General features: G+C 71.3%; 18 protein-coding genes and 2 pseudogenes. 7 read left to right on the top strand and 13 right to left on the bottom strand.

What is annotated here, in order from left to right; genetic code table 11:
• Nucleotides 1-19: 19 nt before the first annotated feature.
• From J7I98_RS10085 to J7I98_RS10060, 7 genes and pseudogenes are all read right to left on the bottom strand, one after another.
• Entirely contained in the window at nt 20-775 is a 756-nt protein-coding gene (locus tag J7I98_RS10085; protein WP_214920283.1) for a spherulation-specific family 4 protein, read from the bottom strand.
• Nucleotides 763-951: pseudogene (locus tag J7I98_RS42870) on the bottom strand (reductase); the annotation flags it as partial. The pseudogene J7I98_RS42870 and the gene J7I98_RS10085, both read right to left, overlap by 13 nt.
• 68 nt (nt 952-1,019) lie before the next feature.
• A pseudogene (locus tag J7I98_RS10080) lies at nt 1,020-1,776 on the bottom strand (NAD-dependent epimerase/dehydratase family protein); the annotation flags it as partial.
• A 131-nt stretch (nt 1,777-1,907) separates the two neighbouring features.
• Complete coding sequence (locus J7I98_RS10075) at nt 1,908-3,236, bottom strand: hypothetical protein (protein WP_214920281.1); 1,329 nt, start codon at nt 3,234-3,236, stop codon at nt 1,908-1,910.
• A complete protein-coding gene (locus tag J7I98_RS10070; RefSeq protein WP_214920280.1) occupies nt 3,229-5,028 on the bottom strand; it encodes a DUF3492 domain-containing protein in 1,800 nt (599 codons plus the stop codon). Before J7I98_RS10070 ends, J7I98_RS10075 begins: the two co-directional genes overlap by 8 nt.
• A gap of 240 nt (nt 5,029-5,268) precedes the next feature.
• Nucleotides 5,269-6,585 carry a DUF3152 domain-containing protein gene (locus J7I98_RS10065; protein ID WP_374225100.1) on the bottom strand — a complete coding sequence of 439 codons (1,317 nt, stop codon included), beginning with the start codon at nt 6,583-6,585 and terminating at the stop codon, nt 5,269-5,271.
• A gap of 173 nt (nt 6,586-6,758) precedes the next feature.
• Nucleotides 6,759-7,721: an alpha/beta fold hydrolase gene (locus tag J7I98_RS10060; protein WP_214920278.1), complete on the bottom strand. Its 963-nt coding sequence runs from the start codon at nt 7,719-7,721 to the stop codon at nt 6,759-6,761.
• A gap of 112 nt (nt 7,722-7,833) precedes the next feature.
• Between J7I98_RS10060 and J7I98_RS10055 the strand changes: the two genes are divergently transcribed.
• The 4 genes from J7I98_RS10055 (at nt 7,834) to J7I98_RS10040 (ending at nt 9,690) form a co-directional block, all read left to right on the top strand.
• Nucleotides 7,834-8,049: a hypothetical protein gene (locus J7I98_RS10055; RefSeq protein WP_214920277.1), complete on the top strand. Its 216-nt coding sequence runs from the start codon at nt 7,834-7,836 to the stop codon at nt 8,047-8,049.
• 174 nt (nt 8,050-8,223) lie between these two features.
• Nucleotides 8,224-8,865 (top strand): TetR/AcrR family transcriptional regulator, encoded by a 642-nt coding sequence (locus J7I98_RS10050; RefSeq protein WP_214920276.1) that lies wholly within the window; start codon nt 8,224-8,226, stop codon nt 8,863-8,865.
• A gap of 143 nt (nt 8,866-9,008) precedes the next feature.
• The gene (locus J7I98_RS10045; protein WP_214920275.1) at nt 9,009-9,236 is read left to right on the top strand and encodes a DUF3107 domain-containing protein; all 228 of its coding nucleotides are present in this window, start codon (nt 9,009-9,011) and stop codon (nt 9,234-9,236) included.
• Nucleotides 9,237-9,423: 187 nt separating this feature from the next.
• Nucleotides 9,424-9,690, top strand: a complete 267-nt coding sequence (locus J7I98_RS10040) for a hypothetical protein (protein WP_214920274.1) — start codon at nt 9,424-9,426, stop codon at nt 9,688-9,690.
• A 55-nt stretch (nt 9,691-9,745) separates the two neighbouring features.
• Here the strand turns inward: J7I98_RS10040 and J7I98_RS10035 are convergent, their stop codons facing one another.
• Entirely contained in the window at nt 9,746-10,486 is a 741-nt protein-coding gene (locus J7I98_RS10035) for a ferritin-like fold-containing protein (protein WP_214920273.1), read from the bottom strand.
• A gap of 474 nt (nt 10,487-10,960) precedes the next feature.
• Here J7I98_RS10035 and J7I98_RS10030 point away from each other — a divergent pair, with 474 nt between their 5' ends.
• Nucleotides 10,961-12,688, top strand: coding sequence for a DEAD/DEAH box helicase (locus tag J7I98_RS10030; protein ID WP_251020393.1), 1,728 nt, complete (start codon nt 10,961-10,963; stop codon nt 12,686-12,688).
• Nucleotides 12,689-13,157: 469 nt separating this feature from the next.
• Nucleotides 13,158-14,006: an alpha/beta fold hydrolase gene (locus tag J7I98_RS10025; RefSeq protein WP_214920272.1), complete on the top strand. Its 849-nt coding sequence runs from the start codon at nt 13,158-13,160 to the stop codon at nt 14,004-14,006.
• Between the two features lies 1 nt (nt 14,007).
• On the opposite strand, the gene J7I98_RS10020 is transcribed toward J7I98_RS10025, so the two are convergent.
• On the bottom strand, nt 14,008-14,925 hold the full coding sequence (locus tag J7I98_RS10020; protein ID WP_214920271.1) for an NYN domain-containing protein: 918 nt from the start codon (nt 14,923-14,925) through the stop codon (nt 14,008-14,010).
• A gap of 202 nt (nt 14,926-15,127) precedes the next feature.
• On the opposite strand from J7I98_RS10020, the gene J7I98_RS10015 reads away from it, so the two are divergent.
• Nucleotides 15,128-15,280: a hypothetical protein gene (locus J7I98_RS10015; protein WP_199814110.1), complete on the top strand. Its 153-nt coding sequence runs from the start codon at nt 15,128-15,130 to the stop codon at nt 15,278-15,280.
• 67 nt (nt 15,281-15,347) lie between these two features.
• Here the strand turns inward: J7I98_RS10015 and J7I98_RS10010 are convergent, their stop codons facing one another.
• The 4 genes from J7I98_RS10010 to J7I98_RS09995 form a co-directional block, all read right to left on the bottom strand.
• A complete protein-coding gene (locus tag J7I98_RS10010) occupies nt 15,348-15,953 on the bottom strand; it encodes a MarC family protein (RefSeq protein ID WP_214920270.1) in 606 nt (201 codons plus the stop codon).
• Between the two features lie 79 nt (nt 15,954-16,032).
• On the bottom strand, nt 16,033-16,908 hold the full coding sequence (locus tag J7I98_RS10005) for a PHP domain-containing protein (RefSeq protein ID WP_214920269.1): 876 nt from the start codon (nt 16,906-16,908) through the stop codon (nt 16,033-16,035).
• A gap of 122 nt (nt 16,909-17,030) precedes the next feature.
• Complete coding sequence (locus J7I98_RS10000; RefSeq protein ID WP_214920268.1) at nt 17,031-17,669, bottom strand: DUF6758 family protein; 639 nt, start codon at nt 17,667-17,669, stop codon at nt 17,031-17,033.
• Nucleotides 17,670-17,742: 73 nt separating this feature from the next.
• Nucleotides 17,743-18,327, bottom strand: a complete 585-nt coding sequence (locus J7I98_RS09995) for a suppressor of fused domain protein (RefSeq protein ID WP_214920267.1) — start codon at nt 18,325-18,327, stop codon at nt 17,743-17,745.
• Nucleotides 18,328-18,613: the final 286 nt, after the last annotated feature.

Raw genomic sequence — 18,613 nt, 5'->3', positions numbered from 1 at the left:
AACACTGCCACGCCCCTTCTCATTCCGAGACACCCGGTCCGATCCGCGAGACGATTTCGTCCCAGTACCCGGGCAGTGCCTCATATGGGTCGTTTTGTCCGTCCCGGTCGCTCCGGTCGGTGAGGAAGACCGTCCCGGCGCCCTGCCAGCGGGCGATACGTACGGCCTCGTCCAGGTGTGTACGCGGGAGTCCGTGCACCAGATGGCAGAAACGCTCCGGCGGATGGTCTGCGGTCCACTCGGCCACCTGCGACCAGCGGTAATCGGCCCAGGGCCCCGAGAAAGTCACCAGCTGATGGGCGATTTCCGCGTACCCGGGGTGCGGGTGCGTGCCCTGCCCCAGGACCAGGTGCGCGCCGTCGTCGGCCAGCCCGGACAGCGTCGAGGCGAGACGCCGGACGCCGGGGAGGTCCGCCCCCTCCACCGGGCACCGGTCAAGATAGAAACCGTCGACCCGGTACCAGTCACGGAAGCGGTGCCCGTCCGAGATGAGCTCGGCGAAGGTCCGCGCGCCGTACGCCACGTCGAGCCGCCCCAGAACCCTCACGCCCGCGTTGCGCAGGCGGCCTGCCGCCTCCAGGCAGTGCGGGTCGGGGCGGGCGCCGGGGCCGTTCGCGACGTTGAGCACCGTCCAGTGCAGGGGTGCTCCGGGTCGGGTGAGTTCGGCCCACTCGACGGGGGCGACGAGGGGATGGGCGTACCCCGGGACGCCGACGCCCATCCGGTCCGCTGCGGTCGCGGCCTGCAGCGTGCCCCTCCTGGTCAGATGCGGCATGCCGCCTCCATCCAGATGTCGGCGAGCGACTCCTCCAGGTTGATCCTGGGGCGCCAGCCGAGCCGGTCGCGCGCGGTGCGCACATCGGCCTGCTGCCAGCTGCCGCAGCCGTCCGGGTACGGGAACGGAGGGCCGCCCAGGTGCTCCGCCGGCATCTCGCCCCTGGGGGCGCCCACCGAAGCGAGTGCGCCGCCCACCCCGCCGTTGCGCGCCGCCGCTGCCGCGCTCCCCGCGCCGTATCCGGAGGGGGCGTCGAGCTCGTGGAGGGTGCCTCCGTAGCCCGCGACCCTGGCCAGGACCGCGGCGGCGTCGCGCAGCCGCACCGCGCGGCCGGTGCCGATGTTGACGACCCCCTGGGCGGCGGAGAGGGAGGCGGCGTGCACGGCGCGCGCCACGTCCCTCACGTCGACGAAGTCGCGCTGCACTCCGAGGCCGCTGAGCTTGAGCTCACCGTCCCCCGACTGCATCGCACGCCGCATCGCCTCGGCGAGCCGGCCGAGCGGCGAGCCCGCCGGGGTGCCGGGGCCGACCGGTGAGAAGACGCGCAGGACGACGGCGTCGAGGCCGGAGCCGAGCACCAGCTCGGTGGCCGCGAGCTTGCTGACGCCGTACGGGCCGCCGGGGCGCGGCACGGCGTCCTCGGCGGTGGACGACCCGGGCTGCGAGGGCCCGTACTCGGCGGCACACCCGAGCTGTACGAGCCGTGCCCCGCAGCCACTGCGGCGCAGGGCCTCGCAGACGGTCGCGACGGCGACGGTGTTGTGGCGGGTCAGGTCACGGGCGCCGCCGCGGGTGGCGCCGGCGCAGTTGACGACGACGCCGGGGTGGACCGCGTCCAGGAAGCGGGTCAGCGCGCCGGGGCTCCCGGTGGCGAGGTCGAACCGTACGTCGGCGTCGTCGCCCCGTCCGAGGGCCGTGAGCTGCACGGCCGGGTCGGCGAGCAGCCGGTCGGCGACGAACCGGCCGAGGTATCCATTGGCACCGAGCAGCAGCACCCTCATCGCGCGTCCCCTCGGTGCCGACCGGCTGGGGCTGGGGGTTGGGGGGTCATGTCACGTTCTCCTTCAGGGATGTTGCGGTGAGTGCTGCGGATGCACCCGCGGCGTCGGCTCCGCGGGACGGAGGTGGCGGCTCAGTCGTGCCGGGCCGCGTGGGCGGAGGCACGGGAGAGGGCCGCAGTTGCGTGGACTAGCAGGCCGAGCGCCGCCGCGGCGCAGGCGACAGCGGGCACGGCTCCCGCGCCTCCCGCCTGGACAACGGCCTCGACGGGCCTGGCGAGTAAGCCGAAGCCGGGCAGGCGAGCGGCGAGTACGGCCGCAAGTGCGGTGATCTGTACGGCAGTTGCTGCCGCGAGCCCGGCCGAGGCGGACTCGGGGAAACCGTGGACGGTGAGCAGCCGGGCGAGGAAGAGGAGCGCTCCGAGGGCGACGGCGGAGGCCGCCACCCGGCCGTTGCCGCCCGCCGCGATGCCGACAGCCACCTGGAGGGCCAGGAGCACACACACGAAGAGTGCGGTGACACCGAGCAGGAGGGGCCTGGCCGCTTCCGCGAACTCCTCGGTGCCGCGGCTTGCGGCGAGTTTGCGACGCGCCTGTACGGACAGGAGGTGCGCGCACCAGGCGGCGGGGGCCAGGGCCGCGGCGAGCCCCAGGAACGGCACCGTAGCCATCGACCAGGGGCCGCCGGAGGCCCAGCCGTGGGTGGCGCCGGAACTGGCCCCAGAGCCGCCGTCGTGGGCCGAGCTGAGGTCACCGTCGTGCGCAGCACCGGGACCGCCGTCCTGGGCCGCGCCGAGGCCGCCGTCATAGGTCGTGCCCTGGCCGCCGTCGTGCGCAGCGATGGGGCCGCCGTCGTAGGCCGCGCCGAGGCCACCGTCGTGCGCACCGCCAGGGCCCCCGTCGACGATCTCGCCGAGCAGCCCGTCGCCGAAGACGGCGTACCCGATGAGCCAGAGCGCCCACAGGCGCGCGGCGGGGGCCGTACGCCCCGGAGCGCGCAAGGGCCCGTTGCGCAGGCAGAGCGCGAGCGCACCGGCGACGGCGAGCGCCCCCAGCACACCCACGGCGAGCCGCACCTGACCCGTCGCCATGTCCAGCCCCGCGACGGTGAGGGCGCAAACGACGCCCGGAAGCAGCGCGTACGCGATCCAGCCCGCGCGCGGCAGCTCCTCGCGCGCGGGGGGCTCGGCGGCCGCCGCGACCTGACCGTCGTCCCCCAGACGCGGAACCCGTGCGTAGAGCTCCTCGGCGAGGCTGAAGACGTCCCGGTGCCGGAAACGCGCCGCGGTCCTGTCGGTCACCCCGTGCGCTTCGAGCCCGGCGGCGATCTCCAGCGGATCGACGGCCCGCTCGCAGAGCGCGCGGTGCCGGTGCATCAGGGCCCGCACAGGGTCGGCCGACCCGCGCCGCACCGACGTCAGGCCTGCCTTGCGGCCATCGGCGGATGTTCCGGATTCAGGCATCGCCTTCCCCCGACCGTGATTCCGCCCTCGACCCCGACCCCGACCCGGCCCCCGCCCCTGACACCGACCCCGCGCCCACCGGCTCGACCCCAGCAGCAGCCGCAGCCCAGCTCGGCGGCCCGGATCCGCCGCCGTTCCCACCGCTCAGGCCGCTCCCGCCGCCCAAGCCGCTCCAGCCGTTCCCGCCACCCGCCCAGCGCCCCGGCACATGCGCCTCCGCCGGGTGGGCGAAAAGCAGCGGGTCGCCGGCCTCGTCGAGGGCTTCGCGGCGTACCGGGCAGCGGGAGATCAGCTCCAGGTAAATGCCGCGAAATGCCGCGAGATTCTGCTCGACGGTGAACAGTTCGAGCGCCCGCGCGCGCGCCGCCGCACCCAGCCGCTCACGCCGCTGCGGATCCCGCAGCAGCGACAGGCAGGCGTCGGCGAGGGCGCGGGGATTGCGGGGCGGGACCACCAGGCCCGTACCGCCGATGACTTCGACGACGGCGCCCACGTCCGTCGAGACGGTCGCGCGCCCGCAGAGCATCGCCTCGACCAGGCTGATCGGGAAGCCTTCGACGACACTGGACAGGACGACCACAGCGCCCGCCGCGTAGGCGTCGGCCAGCTCGGGTACGTCGGGGCCGCCGATCTCCTCGAAGGAGACGGGGTTGTCTCCCACGGCGTGCGCGTCGGCCGCCTCGTCGGGGAACAGCTGGGCGGCGAGCGCCCGGCAGTGCGCGAGGTACGCCGCCGCGTCGGCTCCCTGACCGTGCTGGTTGTGGACGATACGGAGCCGGGCTTCCGGTTCCCCCTTGCGCACCTCGGCAAAGGCGTGCAGCAGCGAGACCAGGTCCTTGGAGGGCTCGATACGGCCGACCCAGACGACGGTCCGGGGATCGCCGCCGCCGTTACCCGCCCCCACCGGCTCCCCCACCGCCGCGAAACGGTCGGCCTCCATGCCGGGGTAGACGGTACGCAGCTTGGCGCGGTCGGCGCCGCACCGTTCCTGCCACCGCCGGGCGTGCGTATTGCCGGGTGTGATCAGGGCGGCCTGCGCGTACACCTCGGCGGCGAGCTTGCCGTGGAAGGCGGCGAGCATGGCCCGTACCGGCGCGCTGCGGGGCGTGTCGCCGATGGCGAGGTAGTGCGCGCGCAGTTGTACGCCGTACTCCGTGACCAGCAGCGGAACCCCGAAGAAGCGTTTGCCCAAAAGCCCCGGCAGGGCGGCTGAACCGCCGGACGCGGCGTGGCACAGATCGACCGCGCCGATGCCGTCCTGGCCGTACCAGTCGAGCGAGAGCGGACGCAGTGCGCGCTCCAGCAGGTCGACGAATTCCAGGTAGTCGGGGACCGTGGCGGCGTGCACGATGCGGTTCGCGCCGGGGGCGCGGCAGGCGGATTCCAGGGCGCGCACGGCGACTTCGGAGCGCAGGGCGGCATGCAGACCGCCGCGCTCGCGGGCCAGTTCGGCGAGCCCGTACAGGCCGGCGGCGAAGTGCTCGCCCGCGCCGGCCTCGTCCGGCGCGCAGACGGCGTCGGCCAGCTCCCTGAAGTGCCCGCCGAAGCGCCGCCGTTCGCGCCGTCCGTAAGCACTGCCGTCGCCCTCCGCCATCCAGAGCGGCGCGGTGCGCACCCGCTGCACCTGGGGCGGCAGTTGGAGCCAGCCCTGCGCCTCCTGGCCTGCGCTGCGACTCAGGGCGTAGATGTCGAATTCGTGCTGCGCGAGCCCGCGCACGAGTCGGTCGCACCACAGCCTGGACTCACCTGTCGCATACGGATAGCCACCCTCCGTCAGCAGTCCGATCCGCACGAGTGCACCCCCGATCTCCCTTGTGGGCGGCCGCCGTTGGTACGGCGACTCGCAGCGGGACCGACCGTATGCGGACAAGCCGGGGACACGACGGACGGTTGTCCATCGCGCCACCAAAAGGGGTGAACACGCGTAACTTTCGCCCCCTGGTGGCGTTCTGCCGCGCTAGGGAGCGTTTCGGTGGTTACGGATCGTGGCTACGGTTTGTCGTACCGGTCGAAGCGGCTGTGAGACGGCGTCTCACTTGCCGGGATACACCCAGGGATTGGGCCGACACTTGATGCCGTCGATGTCCAGCGACTTGGTCTGCTGCTGCATGATCGGCGCGAGCTCGCCCGGCGTCTGGCAGTTCTTGTGCCCGTGGCCGAGCCGGTGGCCGACCTCGTGGTTGATCAGCATCTGCCGGTACGGGAGCATCTTGTCCTTGCCGAACGTCTCGGCTCCCTGCGCCCAGCGGTACGCGTTGATCATGACGCGCTCGGTCGCGGCCGAGTCGCACGAGACGTTCCCGGAGAGCGTTTCGAGCCCCGACTTCGCACACCACACACCTGTGGTCCCGGGGCTCGCGAGCGTAATGACGAAGTCCGGCCGCCCGGAGGAGATCCGCTCGAAGGTCATGGCGCCGTTGTGCGCCCAGCTCCGGTTGTCATTCAAGGTGAGGTGCACGGCCTTGGCGAAGAGCCCGGCGTCGAGCTTCAGCCCCTTCTCGACATCCACCCGGTAGGAGAACTTCTGCCCCCGGCCGGGCGCCTTGTCGAACCCGCTGACCGCGTCGAACTTGCCGTCGGCCGTCAGCTTGGGGTCGATCGGGTACGTCCTGGCCATCAGCTGCTCGTACGTCGCCGGGGCCTCCACGGCTCCCTGCGACGGCGTCGGCCGGTCGTCCGAGCGCGAGGCGTCGCTGCTGTCGGTGCTCCGGTCGCCCGTGGCCGGGTTCGCGACCGGGTCCTTGTCGCCCTGGGCGACCTGTCCGGCCACGACCACGGCGAGCACGGTGGTCACCGCGGCGGCGGCGATACCGGTGAACGCCCGCCCTTTGCCACCTTTGGCGGAAACATCCTGGTCGTAGCCGGAATCGTCGCCGTAGCCGTCGTCGTCCGCGTCCAGGCCGGGGCGCCGAACGCCCGGCGTCCTGCCGCCGTCGGCCTCGTCGGTGTCCCAATCGGTGACCGAGCCGAAAACGTCGCGCTCAGCGGTCGCCGTACGAGGACCGTCGAAGGCCGCCACGAATTCCTGCCGCGGTCCCGGTACCCGCACCCCGCTCCCGAACTGCCCCTGTGGGGGCGGCTGATGCCCCTGCCCGGGCGCCATCGCCCCAGGCGCCTGCGGCATCTGCCCACCGTGCGGGGCGGCGTACTGCCCACCCGGGGGTCCGCCGGACTGGCCGCCCTGAGGTCCTGCGTACTGCCCGCCCTGAGGCCCGCCCTGCGGTCCGCGCGGCGCCCCGCGCCAGTCGCCGTACCGCCCGGGCGCGGCTCCCCAGCCGCCGCCGCCCTCGTACTGCTCGGGGTGCCCGCCGCGCACCTGCTGTTGCTGCTGGAACTGCGGAGGAGGCACGGGAAGGGTGCCGGGAAAGGCGGCGGGGACAGCGTCCTGCTCCGCCCCTCCCCGCCTGCGGGGCCCGCCCGCCGTTTCCGGCCTCGCGGCGGCTCTCTCGCCTGTTATCGCGGGCCGTTCGGCAGCCCCCTTGGGCGCGGGTCCTCGGCGGCTATGTCGTCCCACGCCCCGGATCAGCTCCTACCGCAGTCGTCCAGCAGTTCCCGGAAGGCGCCGGCGACCGCCTCCGGGTATTCCATCATCGCCACGTGCCCGGCGTCGGGCAGGGTCAGCAGCCGCGAATCCCGGAACGCAGCCGCGGCCCTGCGCGCCATACGGTACGACACGAGCTGGTCCCTGCCCCCGTACACCAGCAGTGTCGGCGCGAGCACCCGCTCGGCCTGGCGCCACAGACCGTGCTGTCCGCCCAGTGTGTACGCATCGACGATGCCGCGCGCCGAGCGGGTCATCGCATCCCAGAAGTACGGCAGCTCCAGCCGCCGCTCCATCTCCTCGACGGCGTGGGCGAACGTCTCGGGCGCCACCATCGCCGGATCGCCGTAACAGAGCCCCATGACGCCGCGCGTACGCTCCTCCGCCGTCCAGTCCTTGCTGAGCCGGGCGAACAGCGAGGCGACGCCGGGCACCGCCAGCAGCGCGGTCGGCACCGCCATGCGCTGCACGCGCAGCTCGGGGAGGGCGGGCGAGACGAGCGTGAGCGTGCGCACCAGGTCAGGTCTGACCGCGGCCACACGCGTGACGACGGCGCCGCCCAGCGAGTTACCGATGAGGTGCACGGGACCGCGGCCGCTCGCGTCGAGCAGCCGGATGCACGCCCGGGCGTGTGCCGTGACCGAATAATTGCCGTCGTCCGGCGGCGGCGAATCGCCGAACCCGGGCAGGTCGACCGCCTCGCCGTCCACGTACTCGCCGAGGAGCGGCATCAGCGACGACCAGTTCTGCGAAGACCCGCCGAGCCCGTGCACGTACAGCGCGGGAGGCAGTCCGCTGCGCGCCGGGGGCCGGGCGCGGATGTTCAGCGTCAGCCCCGGCAGAGTGACGGAACGAAGCTTCTCTCCGTCGGCGACCCGCACGGTACTGACTCTTGGCACCGCGGCGGCTGCGACGCTGGGTCCGGGCAGCTCGGTCGAAGACATGCGGCAATGTTACGAGACGATCACGCGCTGGATCGTGTGTTCGCCGTCACAGAACTACCCTCGGAGCAAGGGCCCAGCGCCCGGCCCGGCGTCACCATGAAAGGGAGTTCTGATGTCCGTCGATCCCACCGACCCGGAAACCTTCGAAGAAGAAGATCTTGAGGAACTCGACGACGACGCCTCCGAAGCCGATGCCGCGGAGCAGCACACGGACTGGCAGCAGAGCCACGACGCCCCTCTGACCGGCATCGACCGTGATGCGGCGAACGAGGCGGATGCCACCGAACAGGCCCGCGTCGTCAATCTCGACGAGGACGACTACCGCTGATCTGCTCCGATTCGCCCTTGATCAGCCTTCCGCCGCCGTCCGGTCCGTGAAATTCTGCGTCCGCACCGCGCGCAGCCGGGTTACCCAAAAGTACGATGGCGGGCGCGGCGCACACCCCGCACGGAACGGCCGTGCTGTTGAAAGGCCGCGACATTGAAAGACATGGGAGGCGGCGTGACAGCCACCGAGCAGACAGAGGCGGCACGCCCACGGGGCACTCGCCTGCCACGCCGTGCCCGACGTAATCAGCTCCTCGGCGCGGCACAGGAGGTCTTTGTCGCGCAGGGTTACCACGCTGCGGCGATGGACGACATCGCCGAGCGCGCCGGCGTCAGCAAGCCCGTTCTCTACCAGCACTTCCCGGGCAAGCTGGAGCTCTACCTGGCCCTCCTCGACCAGCACTGCGAGTCACTGCTCCAGGCGGTGCGCACAGCTCTCGCGTCGACCACCGACAACAAGCTGCGCGTTGCCGCGACGATGGACGCCTATTTTGCGTACGTCCAGGACGAGGGTGGCGCGTTCCGTCTGGTCTTCGAGTCGGACCTGACGAACGAGCCCGCCGTGCGCGAGCGTGTCGACCGGGTCTCGCTCCAGTGCGCCGAGGCGATCAGTGAGGTCATCGCCGAGGACACCGGCCTGTCCAAGGACGAGTCGATGCTGCTCGCCGTCGGCCTCGGCGGCGTCTCGCAGGTGGTCGCGCGCTACTGGCTCTCCAGTGGCAGCACCATCCCTCGGGACACGGCGGTTCAGCTGCTGACGTCCCTGGCCTGGCGCGGAATCGCAGGCTTCCCGCTGCACGGTACGGAGCAGCACTGACAGCGTTCCCGGGTGTTCCCACCGCGTGTTCGCTTCTGGCGTGCGGCGTCGCAGCATTCGGGGTCCCCTCACCGGGCTAATGTGTGCTCCGTACGGCGCGGCTGACCGCGCACCGCAGCACTGACCGTCGGAGGGACATAGCCGTGGAGGTCAAGATCGGCGTGCAGCACGCGCCCCGGGAGATCGTTCTGGAGAGCGGGCAGTCCGCCGAGGAGGTCGAGCGCGCGGTATCCGACGCGCTGGCCGGCAAGGCGCAGCTGCTCAGCCTGAAGGACGACAAGGGCCGTACGGTCCTCGTTCCCAGTGACCGCATCGCCTACGTGGAGATCGGCGAGCCGGCGACGCGCAGGGTGGGCTTCGGCGCACTGTAGGCGTCGGCAGCACAGCAACAGAGCAACACCACATACGGAATCGGCCCGGTGGGAAATCCCACCGGGCCGATTCCGTATGTTCATCTCCGGCCGCCGTTCGGGGGGCGTTTGGAGGGTTGCATTTCGCGTACCGGGGGTAGTACGGGCTACGACCCATTTGCCCCTTGGCTGCGCGGGAGGAAACCACGTGATCTGGGAAGCTCTCGGCTCCGTTGCCCTCGGCTTCGCCCTTGCCTGGGCCGCTGTCCGCCATTTCGGGGACCGGCTGCCCTCACGGCGTCTTGTGCTCGCCGCGGGCCCCCTCGGAGCCCTGTTCGGTGCGTACGTGACCCACTCGGCTCTCGGCCCGGGTCATGTCGTGGCGACCCTGTTCGGCGCGGTGGCGGTGGGAGCGGTCCTGCTGTCGCTCCTCATCCGCCCCGCCGGACGCATCCGCCGATCAGCGGCGGCGTAGCGACCGTTCTCCGGGTGTTACGCCGCCGATGCATGCCGCCGTCGGGTTACGTGGGTTACGCCGCCAGCCCCAGCGCCGCCATCCGCTTCGTGTGGGCTTCGGTGATCCGCGAGAACATCCGCCCGACCTCCGCCAGATCGAAGCCGTCCGCCACGCCGCCGACGAGCATCGTGGAGAGCGCGTCCCGCTCCGCCACCACCCGCTGGGCCTGCGAGAGGGCCTCGCCCATGAGCCTGCGTGCCCACAGCGCGAGCCGCCCGCCGCAGCGCGGGTCCGCCTCGATCGCGGCGCGCACCTTCTCCACCGCGAAGTTCCCGTGGCCCGTGTCGTCGAGCACGGCGAGCACCAGCTCGCGGGTGTCCGAATCCAGCGCTGCCGCGACCTCGCGGTAGAAGTCACTGGCGATCGAGTCGCCGACGTACGCCTTGACGAGACCCTCCAGCCAGTCGGACGGCGCGGTCTGGCGGTGGAAGTCGTCCAGCGCCTTCGCGAAGGGCTCCATCGCCGCGGTCGGCTCCTCGTCGATCGCGGTGAGCCGGTCCCGCAGCTGCTCGAAGTGGTGGAACTCGGCGGACGCCATCTTCGCCAGCTCGGCCTTGTCGCCGAGCGTCGGTGCGAGCTTGGCGTCCTCGGCGAGGCGTTCGAAGGCGGCCAGCTCGCCGTACGCGAGCGCGCCCAGCAGGTCCACGACCGCGGCGCGGTAATTCGGCTCGGTGGAGGCCGTGGCCCAGTCCTGGGCCGCGATACCGGTCCTGGTTGTCTCTTCGGGGGCAGTGGCGTTGTCAGGCGTCTCCATGAACCGCACAATAGCCCGCCCCCCGCCGTGCGTAAGGGGCTGGTCAGCCACTGCTGTCACACCGTTCCGGGAAATCGTCCCAACACACATGCGCGATTCCGGGGTACAGTGGTATTGCGCCTGCAGAGTGTCCAGTCATTTCGCGGCGCATTTGAATGAGGATGCCCGGTCGGTGGCCCGATCGGCTCCGACCCGACAGCCCTCCACGCGGGGCGTACGAAAGCGTACGACCGCAGATGAGGGGCCCCCTCAGCGGCACGAGCGCTTGAGCGACGGCACGTGGTCCCGCGCCACCCGGCCCATTTTTTTTGGCCGGACGAGAACCAGGCACGGTACGACCCCCTTCGTTCGCGTCACGCCGCGTCTCACAGAAGAGGCAGCACCCTGACTACGTTCCGAGACCTCGGGATTCTCCCCGAGACCGCCGAAGCCCTCGAGGCCGTCGGCATCCTGTCCCCCTTCCCGATCCAGGAGATGACGCTCCCCGTCGCGCTCTCCGGCAGCGACGTCATCGGCCAGGCCAAGACCGGCACCGGCAAGACGCTCGGCTTCGGCCTTCCGCTGCTCGAGCGCGTCACCGTCCCCGCGGACGTCGAGGCCGGCCGGGCCAAGCCCGAGCAGCTGACCGACGCCCCGCAGGCGCTCGTCGTCGTCCCCACCCGTGAGCTGTGCCAGCAGGTCACCAACGACCTGCTGACCGCCGGCAAGGTCCGTAACGTCCGCGTTCTCGCCATCTACGGCGGCCGTGCGTACGAGCCCCAGGTCGAGGCGCTCAAGAAGGGCGTCGACGTGATTGTCGGCACGCCCGGGCGTCTGCTGGACCTGGCCGGGCAGAAGAAGCTCGACCTCTCCCACATCCGCTCGCTCGTCCTCGACGAGGCCGACGAGATGCTCGACCTGGGCTTCCTGCCCGACGTCGAGAAGATCATGAACATGCTGCCGCCGAAGCGTCAGACGATGCTGTTCTCGGCGACCATGCCGGGCGCCGTCATCGGCCTCGCCCGTCGCTACATGTCGCAGCCGACGCACATCAGCGCCACGTCGCCCGACGACGAGGGCGCGACCGTCGCGAACATCACGCAGCACGTATTCCGTGCGCACAACATGGACAAGCCGGAGCTCGTCTCCCGCATCCTGCAGGCCGACGGCCGCGGGCTCGCGATGATCTTCTGCCGTACGAAGCGGACCGCCGCGGACATCGCCGAGCAGCTGGAGAAGCGCGGCTTCGCGTCCGGCGCGGTGCACGGGGACCTGGGGCAGGGCGCGCGCGAGCAGGCGCTGCGTGCGTTCCGTAACGGCAAGGTCGATGTGCTGGTGTGCACCGACGTCGCCGCGCGCGGCATTGACGTCGAGGGTGTCACCCATGTCATCAACTACCAGTCGCCGGAGGACGAGAAGACGTACCTCCACCGCGTCGGCCGCACCGGTCGCGCGGGTGCGTCCGGTACAGCGGTCACGCTGGTCGACTGGGACGACATCCCGCGCTGGAAGCTGATCAACAAGGCGCTGGACCTGCCGTTCGACGAGCCGGAGGAGACGTACTCCACGTCTGCCCACCTGTTCGAGATCCTGGGCATCCCGGCCGGCACCAAGGGCATACTGCCCCGGGCCGACCGCACCCGCGCGGGTCTGCGTGCGGAGGAGGTCGAGGACCTCGGCGAGACGGGCGGCCGCGGTCGCAAGTCGGCGGCGGCTGCTGCGCCGGTTGCTACGGAGGAGCGCCCTGCGCGCACCCGTACGCCGCGTCAGCGTCGGCGTACGCGCAATGGGGCGCCGGTCTCCGAGGACGAGGCCGCAGCTGCGCCTGCGGTTGCGCCTTTGGACTCGGCGCCCGAAGCGGTCGACGCCGGTGACGCGGCTGACGCGGCTGAACCCCGCACGCCGCGTCGGCGTCGGCGCACCCGCGTGACGGTGACGCAGGGCGACACCACGGTGGCAACGGTGGTTCCGGCTCCCGCAGAGGAGCCCGAGGCTCCGGCGAAGCCCCGCCGCCGGACACGCGCGGCGAAGCCTGCAGAGGTGACGGCCGAGGTGACGGAGGTCGCGGAGGCCGAGGCTCCCGCGAAGCCCCGCCGCCGGACTCGTGCCGCGAAGCCGGTCGAGGCGGCCGTTGAAGTGACGGCCGAGGCTTCGGAGCCCGAGGCTCCGAAGAAGCCCCGCCGCCGGACACGCGCGGCTGCGGCCTCGCCGTCCGAGAGCTGATCCAGCCGTAGATGGCCCGGTCTCCCGTGAGGGGGCCGGGCCATTGGCATGTCGGCTCGGGGACCGGGCGTCCCACCCACCGGCGCTAGCGGCGGCCCGCTCTCAATGCCGGGAGCGGGCACGCTGCGGGGCCTGTCGTCGTGCCGGGGGCCGGGGCCTCCGGGAGCGGCGTCCGGGACTGCATGCTGCGCTGTCCCGGGGAGAGCCCCCGGACCCCCGGCCGGAACCTCCGCCACGCGAACCGGTCGACACCACCCACCGGCGCTGGGGCGGGGCCTGTCGTCGTGCCGGGGGCGGGCCTACGGCAGCGGCGTCCGGGACTGCATGATTTGGCTGCCATCCCGGGTCGCCGAAAGCTTCCCGGCGCCCCGCGGACAAATCACGCTTTACGCCCCGAACACCACTCCCCACGACCCCGTCCCCCTCCGCCCTCGCGAATCCGCCGCCGCCGTCGCGCTAGCCTCGTCGCATGAGCAGGCCCCCCACCTTCACCCCGCCCCCCGGCACCCGCGCTCTCACTTTGCGCACGTCCCGCGGGACCTTCGCCGCGCTCGAAGCGGGGCCCCTCCTCGGCGAGCCGGGAGGTCGCGCGCTGCTGCTGCCCGGGTACACCGGGAGCAAGGAGGACTTCATCGCGATGCTGGTGCCCCTTGCGCAGGCGGGGTACCGGGTCGTCGCGGTCGACGGGCTCGGGCAGTACGAGTCCGAGGGCCCGGAGGGCCAAGAGGCATACGCCCAGGGCGAGTTGGCCCAGGACGTGCTCGCCCAGGCCGAAGCTGTCGGCGGCCCCGTACACCTCGTCGGCCACTCCCTCGGCGGTCAGATCGCCCGCGCGGCCGTGCTCATCGATCCGGAGCCGTTCGCTTCGCTGACCCTCATGTCGTCCGGGCCCGCCCAGGTCTCGCCCGCCCAGCAGCAGAAGGTGAAGCTGCTGACGGAGGCGCTGGCCACCCTGACCATGGACGAGGTCTGGGACGCCATGCAGGCACTGGACCCGCCCGAGGACACCAACACCGACAGCGCGGCCCTGCGCGCACGCTGGCTGCGGCACAACCCCGCCCAACTCATCGCCACGGGGCGGCAGTTGACGGGCGAGCCGGACCGGGTGGCCGAACTCGCCGCCGCAGCACTGCCGGTGCATGTGGTGTCGGGGGTTACGGACGACACCTGGCCGGTGCCCTTGCTCGACGACATGGCCGAGCGGCTGCACGCGCACCGGACCGTGATCGAGGGCGCCCAGCACTCGCCGAACACCGACCGGCCCGAGGAGACGGCCAAGGCGCTGGTCGAGTTCTGGGACCGGCAGCGGCCGCAGTAACTCAGTACTGCGCCTGCAGGTGCTGCCAGAAGCCGTCCCGCAGCGCCCGCCGCAGGTCCGCGTGTCCGCGCAGCGACCGCTGGAGCAGGCGTTCCGCCTCGACGAGCAGCTCCTGGTCCACCGAGCCCGGCAGGTACGGGTGCCCCGGCAGCAAGTCCGCCAGCGATTCCCGGCCCCGCGCACCCAGCCACGCCGCCGCGATCTGTGCGCCGATGAAACGGACGTCCTCGCGGGTCGGGCGCGGGGTGCCCTCGTTCTCGTACGTCGTGACGGGGCGGCGCGTGACGTAGGGCTTGCAGAAGTCGAGGTCGAACGTGCGCTGGCTGTCGACCTCCCACAGCAGTGGTTCGGCCTGGTTGCGGCCCTCGCCCGCCTCGATGCCCCAGAGGTGGACGCGCGCGCCGTACCCCTGGGCGGCCTCGACCGCGGACACCAGATCCTCGTCGCCGCCCACCAGCGCCGCGTCGCTGATCGCGCGGTGCCTGGCGAGCGATTCCAGGTCCGTACGGATCAGGGAGTCGACGCCCTTCTGCTGGTTGTTGGCGTTGAGGTTGCCGAGGCGGACCTTGACGTCGGGCAGCTCGGCGATCGACTGCTGCTCGGTGGTGTGGATACGGCGCCTGGCTCCGTCGTACCAGTACACGCGCAGCAGCCTGCTGTCCGCGAAGATCGTGCGGGCCTTGTCGATGAAGGCCTCGATGATGCCTTCCGCGTCGAGGTCGAAGGACCTGCGGTCCTCGGTCCCGGTCACGAGCAGGCCTGCCGCCGCATACACATATCCGGCGTCCACGAAGATCGCATGGGTCGATGGGGTCTTCGCCACCTCGGCGAGCATGCGTTGGAGCAGCTCGTTGGTGCGCTCCAGGCGGGCGTCGAGCCGGGCGAGGTCGGAGGGGCCCGAAGGCTGTGCGTCGTCCATACGGATCTCATTGTCGGTGGCGTGACCGAGCAGGTACAACCGGTCCCGCTACCAGTGGGTATTTAGAGAGTCGAAAATTTTCTTTAGCGTAGGGAATGATTGCAGGGGGCATCTCGTTGTAACCCTTAGAGAACGCGCGGCACCCGGCCTCGCGTTCCCACACATAGTTCTCCAGCAGGAGGATCAGACGAAGGGAGAAGCCTTGCGCTTCGAGATCATGCGCCTGGACGACGTCGACGGCTCCGCCGTTGACAGCACCGTCGTGGACGCCGCCTCCGTCAACCGGATCGTGCAGCAGGCCGCCTCGATCGGCCAGCGCATCTACATCCGCCCGGCCGAGACCTCGGCTTCGTAACGCGTTCGCCGTTGAAGAGGAAGCGCCCCCGTACCGATTGCGTACGGGGGCGCTGTGCTGTTCCGGGTCAGCTGTTCTGGATGACCTGGGTGACACCGTTGATGATCTGCTGCACCGCGATCGCGGAGAGCATCATGCCGGCGAGCCGCGTCACCAGGACCACACCGCCGTCCTTGATCACCCGGATGATCAGCAGCGAGTAGCGCATCGTCAGCCACAGGACGACGTGCATGGCGACGATCGCCGCCCAGACGGAGACCTGCGCCGTGACGTTGTCCGCGTGCTGCACCGCCAGGATCACGGACACGATCGCGCCGGGCCCGGCGAGCAGCGGCATGCCCAGCGGTACGAGGGCGACGTTGACGTCCTTGGTCTGCGTCGGCTCGTCGGTCTTGCCGGTGAGCAGGTCGAGCGCGATGAGCAGGAGCAGCAGACCGCCCGCGATCATGAGGGCGGGGACGGAGACGTGCAGGTAGTCGAGGATCTGCTGGCCGAGCACGCCGAAGACGGCGATGACGCCGAACGCGACGGCGACGGCCTGCCAGGCCATCCGGCGCTGCACCTTGGCAGGTCGGCCCGAGGTCAGGCCAAGGAAGATCGGGGTGATCCCAGGGGGGTCCATAATCACGAAAAGCGTGAGAAAGAGGGATCCGAAAACGGCAAAGTCGAGCACAGTGAGGCCTTGCGAGAAGAGGGTCGTACAGAAAATGAGGTGGCGCTGCGATGACGAGCGCCGCAGTGAGGAGCGTGGCTTACGGGCGGGCGCTTCCGCCCGCGCCGGGCACCGGGAACGCGCCGGTCGCGCGCCGCGTGATCTCGCCGTAGATCTCGGGGTCCGTGGTGAACTCCCCGAGCCGTACGGTCTTGCGGCTGCCGTGGTAGTCGCTGGAGCCCGTGGGCAGCAGGCCGAGCTCGGCGGCGAGGGCGCGCATCCGCGCGCGGGTGGGCTCGTCGTGGTCCATGTGGTCGACCTCGATCCCGTCGAGACCGGCGGCGGACAGGGCCGCTATGGCGCTCTCGGGGACGGTCTCTCCGCGCTTGGCGGCGCCGGGGTGCGCGAAGACGGTGACTCCGCCGGCCGCCTTGACGAGGCGGATCGCGTCGAAGGGGTCGAGCTCGTGCTTCTCGACGTACGCACGGCCTCCGTTGGCGAGCCAGTCGGGCGTGAAGGCGTCGGAGACCGTCTTGACGACGCCGAGCTCGACCAGCGCGGACGCGATGTGCGGGCGGCCGACCGATCCGTCTCCGGCGATACGGGCCACCTGCTCCCACTCGACCGGAACACCGAGTTCCTGGAGCTTGACGACCATGCCCCGCGCACGCGGCACCCGGTCGTCCCGCACCAGTTCGCGCTCGCGCGCCAGCTCGGGCTCGTCGGGGTCGAAGAGGTACGCCAGCATGTGCAGCCCGATGCCGTCGATGCGGCAGGAGAGCTCGGCGCCGGTGACGAGGGTCAGCCCCGTCGAGAGCGCTGAGAGTGCGGCGATCGCCTCGGCGTGGCCGCGTACCGAGTCGTGGTCGGTCAGCGCCACGACGTCGAGTCCGGCCGCGGCAGCGTTGCGCACCAGCTCGGCCGGGGTGTCCGTGCCGTCCGAAGCCGTGGAGTGGGTGTGCAGATCAATGCGCACGACGCGTGACTCCGGGGCTCGGCGGGACAGGGGGGACGCTCAAGGATAGCCGGGAATCGAACACCCCCGGGTCAGCACGGTCAGCACGCGGTCAGCCCCAGCTCAGCACGCGGTGCACCGGGTCAGGAGAGGATCCGCGGCGACAGCGCCCCGCACGGCACCAGGTCGACCTCCGCACCCGCCTCGCGCACATCGGTCAGCACCAGCTCGTCGTACATGATCAGGCCCGACTGTTCCGGCCAGACGACCGCCCAGAGCCACAGTCCGCACGCCTCGCCCGCGAAGACCGCTCTGTCGTCGGGCGTACCGGACACATGCCACAGCGGCGTGGGCCGGCCCGCTGCCAGAACCTTGACCTGCGGCGCCTTCTCCATGTTGATGTACGTGCCGGGGTCCGGTCCGTTCACGCCCGCATAGCGTGCGCCGAGGCCGACCCCGAGCTCCTCGGCGACCAGCAGCAGCTCACCTATACCGCCCAGTGGTCCCGGTCCGGAGCAGGCGACGGCGGTGGCGCGCGAGCCACCGCGGTCGTCGCCGGCGCTGGCCACCCCGGTGAACAGCCAGCCGACAGGCAGCGGCCAGGGCATCCACACCGGGACCTTGGCACGCTTCACCGCCACGGTGAGGGCCTCGACGCTGGGTGGGACCACGGGTTGCAGCGGGTGCACAATGCCGTGGATGTCGCACTGCCAGGAGTCGGCAAAAAGACCGGGCGCCCTGACCCGGCCACCACACTTCGGGCAACTGGGTTCGCCCCTCATAGAGCCCAACGGTCCTCCCCGGCCGTCCTCGCGTCAAGGACGATCACCCGTCCGCAGCGTGCCCCACCGGAAATCAGTCGAGGGGTACGGACGCACGCACCGGGTCGCGCAGGTCCGTGCCGTGCGCCAGCCAGCGCTCCTGCAGCTCCTGTGCGCCCTTGACCCGCTTCCACGCGGCTTCGTTCGGCGTCATCGGCAGCAGCGGCAGAAAGCGCACCGGCTCCATGGGGGCGTCCAGTTCGAGGTCCTCGATCAGGCCGCCGGACTCCGCGACCAGTACGGAACTGAACGGCGCCCCCGGCCACAGCGGTTCACCGAGGTCGAGCGAGGCGCCCGCGTCCACGATGACGCCCTCGACCTGCGGGGAGGCGGCGAGGACCGCGAGCGGGCGCAGCACCTTGTCGGTGTCGGCGACCCCTGCCCGTACCGACAGGACCAGCTCGGCGCGCGGGCCCTTCACCGGGTCGGCGACGACGTCGTTGGGGTCGGCCATCGGCCGCGCCGACATGCCGAGAGTGGCGTAGCGGACGACATCACCGTCCACGAACCGCAGTACCTCCACTCGGTCCGTACCGAGGAACGTAACGGCGGCGCGCGCGTCCGGTTCACCCAGAGTCGTACGCAACCGGGCTTCTACCAGCGCAAGAACATCTCCCATACCGCGAGCATAGGTCGCGTATGGAACGGGCAAAGGCAGGGCTTGACACAACAGTGGGCTGATACTCTTGGCCGCTGGTCAGGGCAGCACGCAGAAGCGTGGCTTTCGAGCCCCGACATCACGTCATCCCCCACGGGGGACCGGCCGGAGGAGGTGGGGCTGCGGTGGATCGAAGTCGACCCGGCAGTACCAGCCGCTCTTCCGCACAGCCTGTACAGCCTGTGTCCCCCGGGGCCTGAAGCCCTTCGTACCCGGCCGCCAACCGGTGAAACCTACGGGGCTCACG

The organism is Streptomyces sp. ISL-98 (assembly GCF_018614055.1).
Taxonomy (GTDB): domain Bacteria; phylum Actinomycetota; class Actinomycetes; order Streptomycetales; family Streptomycetaceae; genus Streptomyces; species Streptomyces spiramyceticus.
This window is presented reverse-complemented; position numbering and strand designations above follow the sequence as displayed.

Excerpts from the sequence above, each read along its gene's own strand:
- J7I98_RS10085 (WP_214920283.1), bottom strand. The coding sequence starts at position 775 with ATGCCGCATCTGACCAGGAGGGGCACGCTGCAGGCCGCGACCGCAGCG.
- J7I98_RS10075 (WP_214920281.1), bottom strand. The coding sequence starts at position 3,236 with ATGCCTGAATCCGGAACATCCGCCGATGGCCGCAAGGCAGGCCTGACG.
- J7I98_RS10060 (WP_214920278.1), bottom strand. The coding sequence starts at position 7,721 with ATGTCTTCGACCGAGCTGCCCGGACCCAGCGTCGCAGCCGCCGCGGTG.
- J7I98_RS10055 (WP_214920277.1), top strand. The coding sequence starts at position 7,834 with ATGTCCGTCGATCCCACCGACCCGGAAACCTTCGAAGAAGAAGATCTT.
- J7I98_RS10035 (WP_214920273.1), bottom strand. The coding sequence starts at position 10,486 with ATGGAGACGCCTGACAACGCCACTGCCCCCGAAGAGACAACCAGGACC.
- J7I98_RS10030 (WP_251020393.1), top strand. The coding sequence starts at position 10,961 with ATGACGCTCCCCGTCGCGCTCTCCGGCAGCGACGTCATCGGCCAGGCC.
- J7I98_RS10025 (WP_214920272.1), top strand. The coding sequence starts at position 13,158 with ATGAGCAGGCCCCCCACCTTCACCCCGCCCCCCGGCACCCGCGCTCTC.
- J7I98_RS10020 (WP_214920271.1), bottom strand. The coding sequence starts at position 14,925 with ATGGACGACGCACAGCCTTCGGGCCCCTCCGACCTCGCCCGGCTCGAC.
- J7I98_RS10000 (WP_214920268.1), bottom strand. The coding sequence starts at position 17,669 with ATGAGGGGCGAACCCAGTTGCCCGAAGTGTGGTGGCCGGGTCAGGGCG.
- J7I98_RS09995 (WP_214920267.1), bottom strand. The coding sequence starts at position 18,327 with ATGGGAGATGTTCTTGCGCTGGTAGAAGCCCGGTTGCGTACGACTCTG.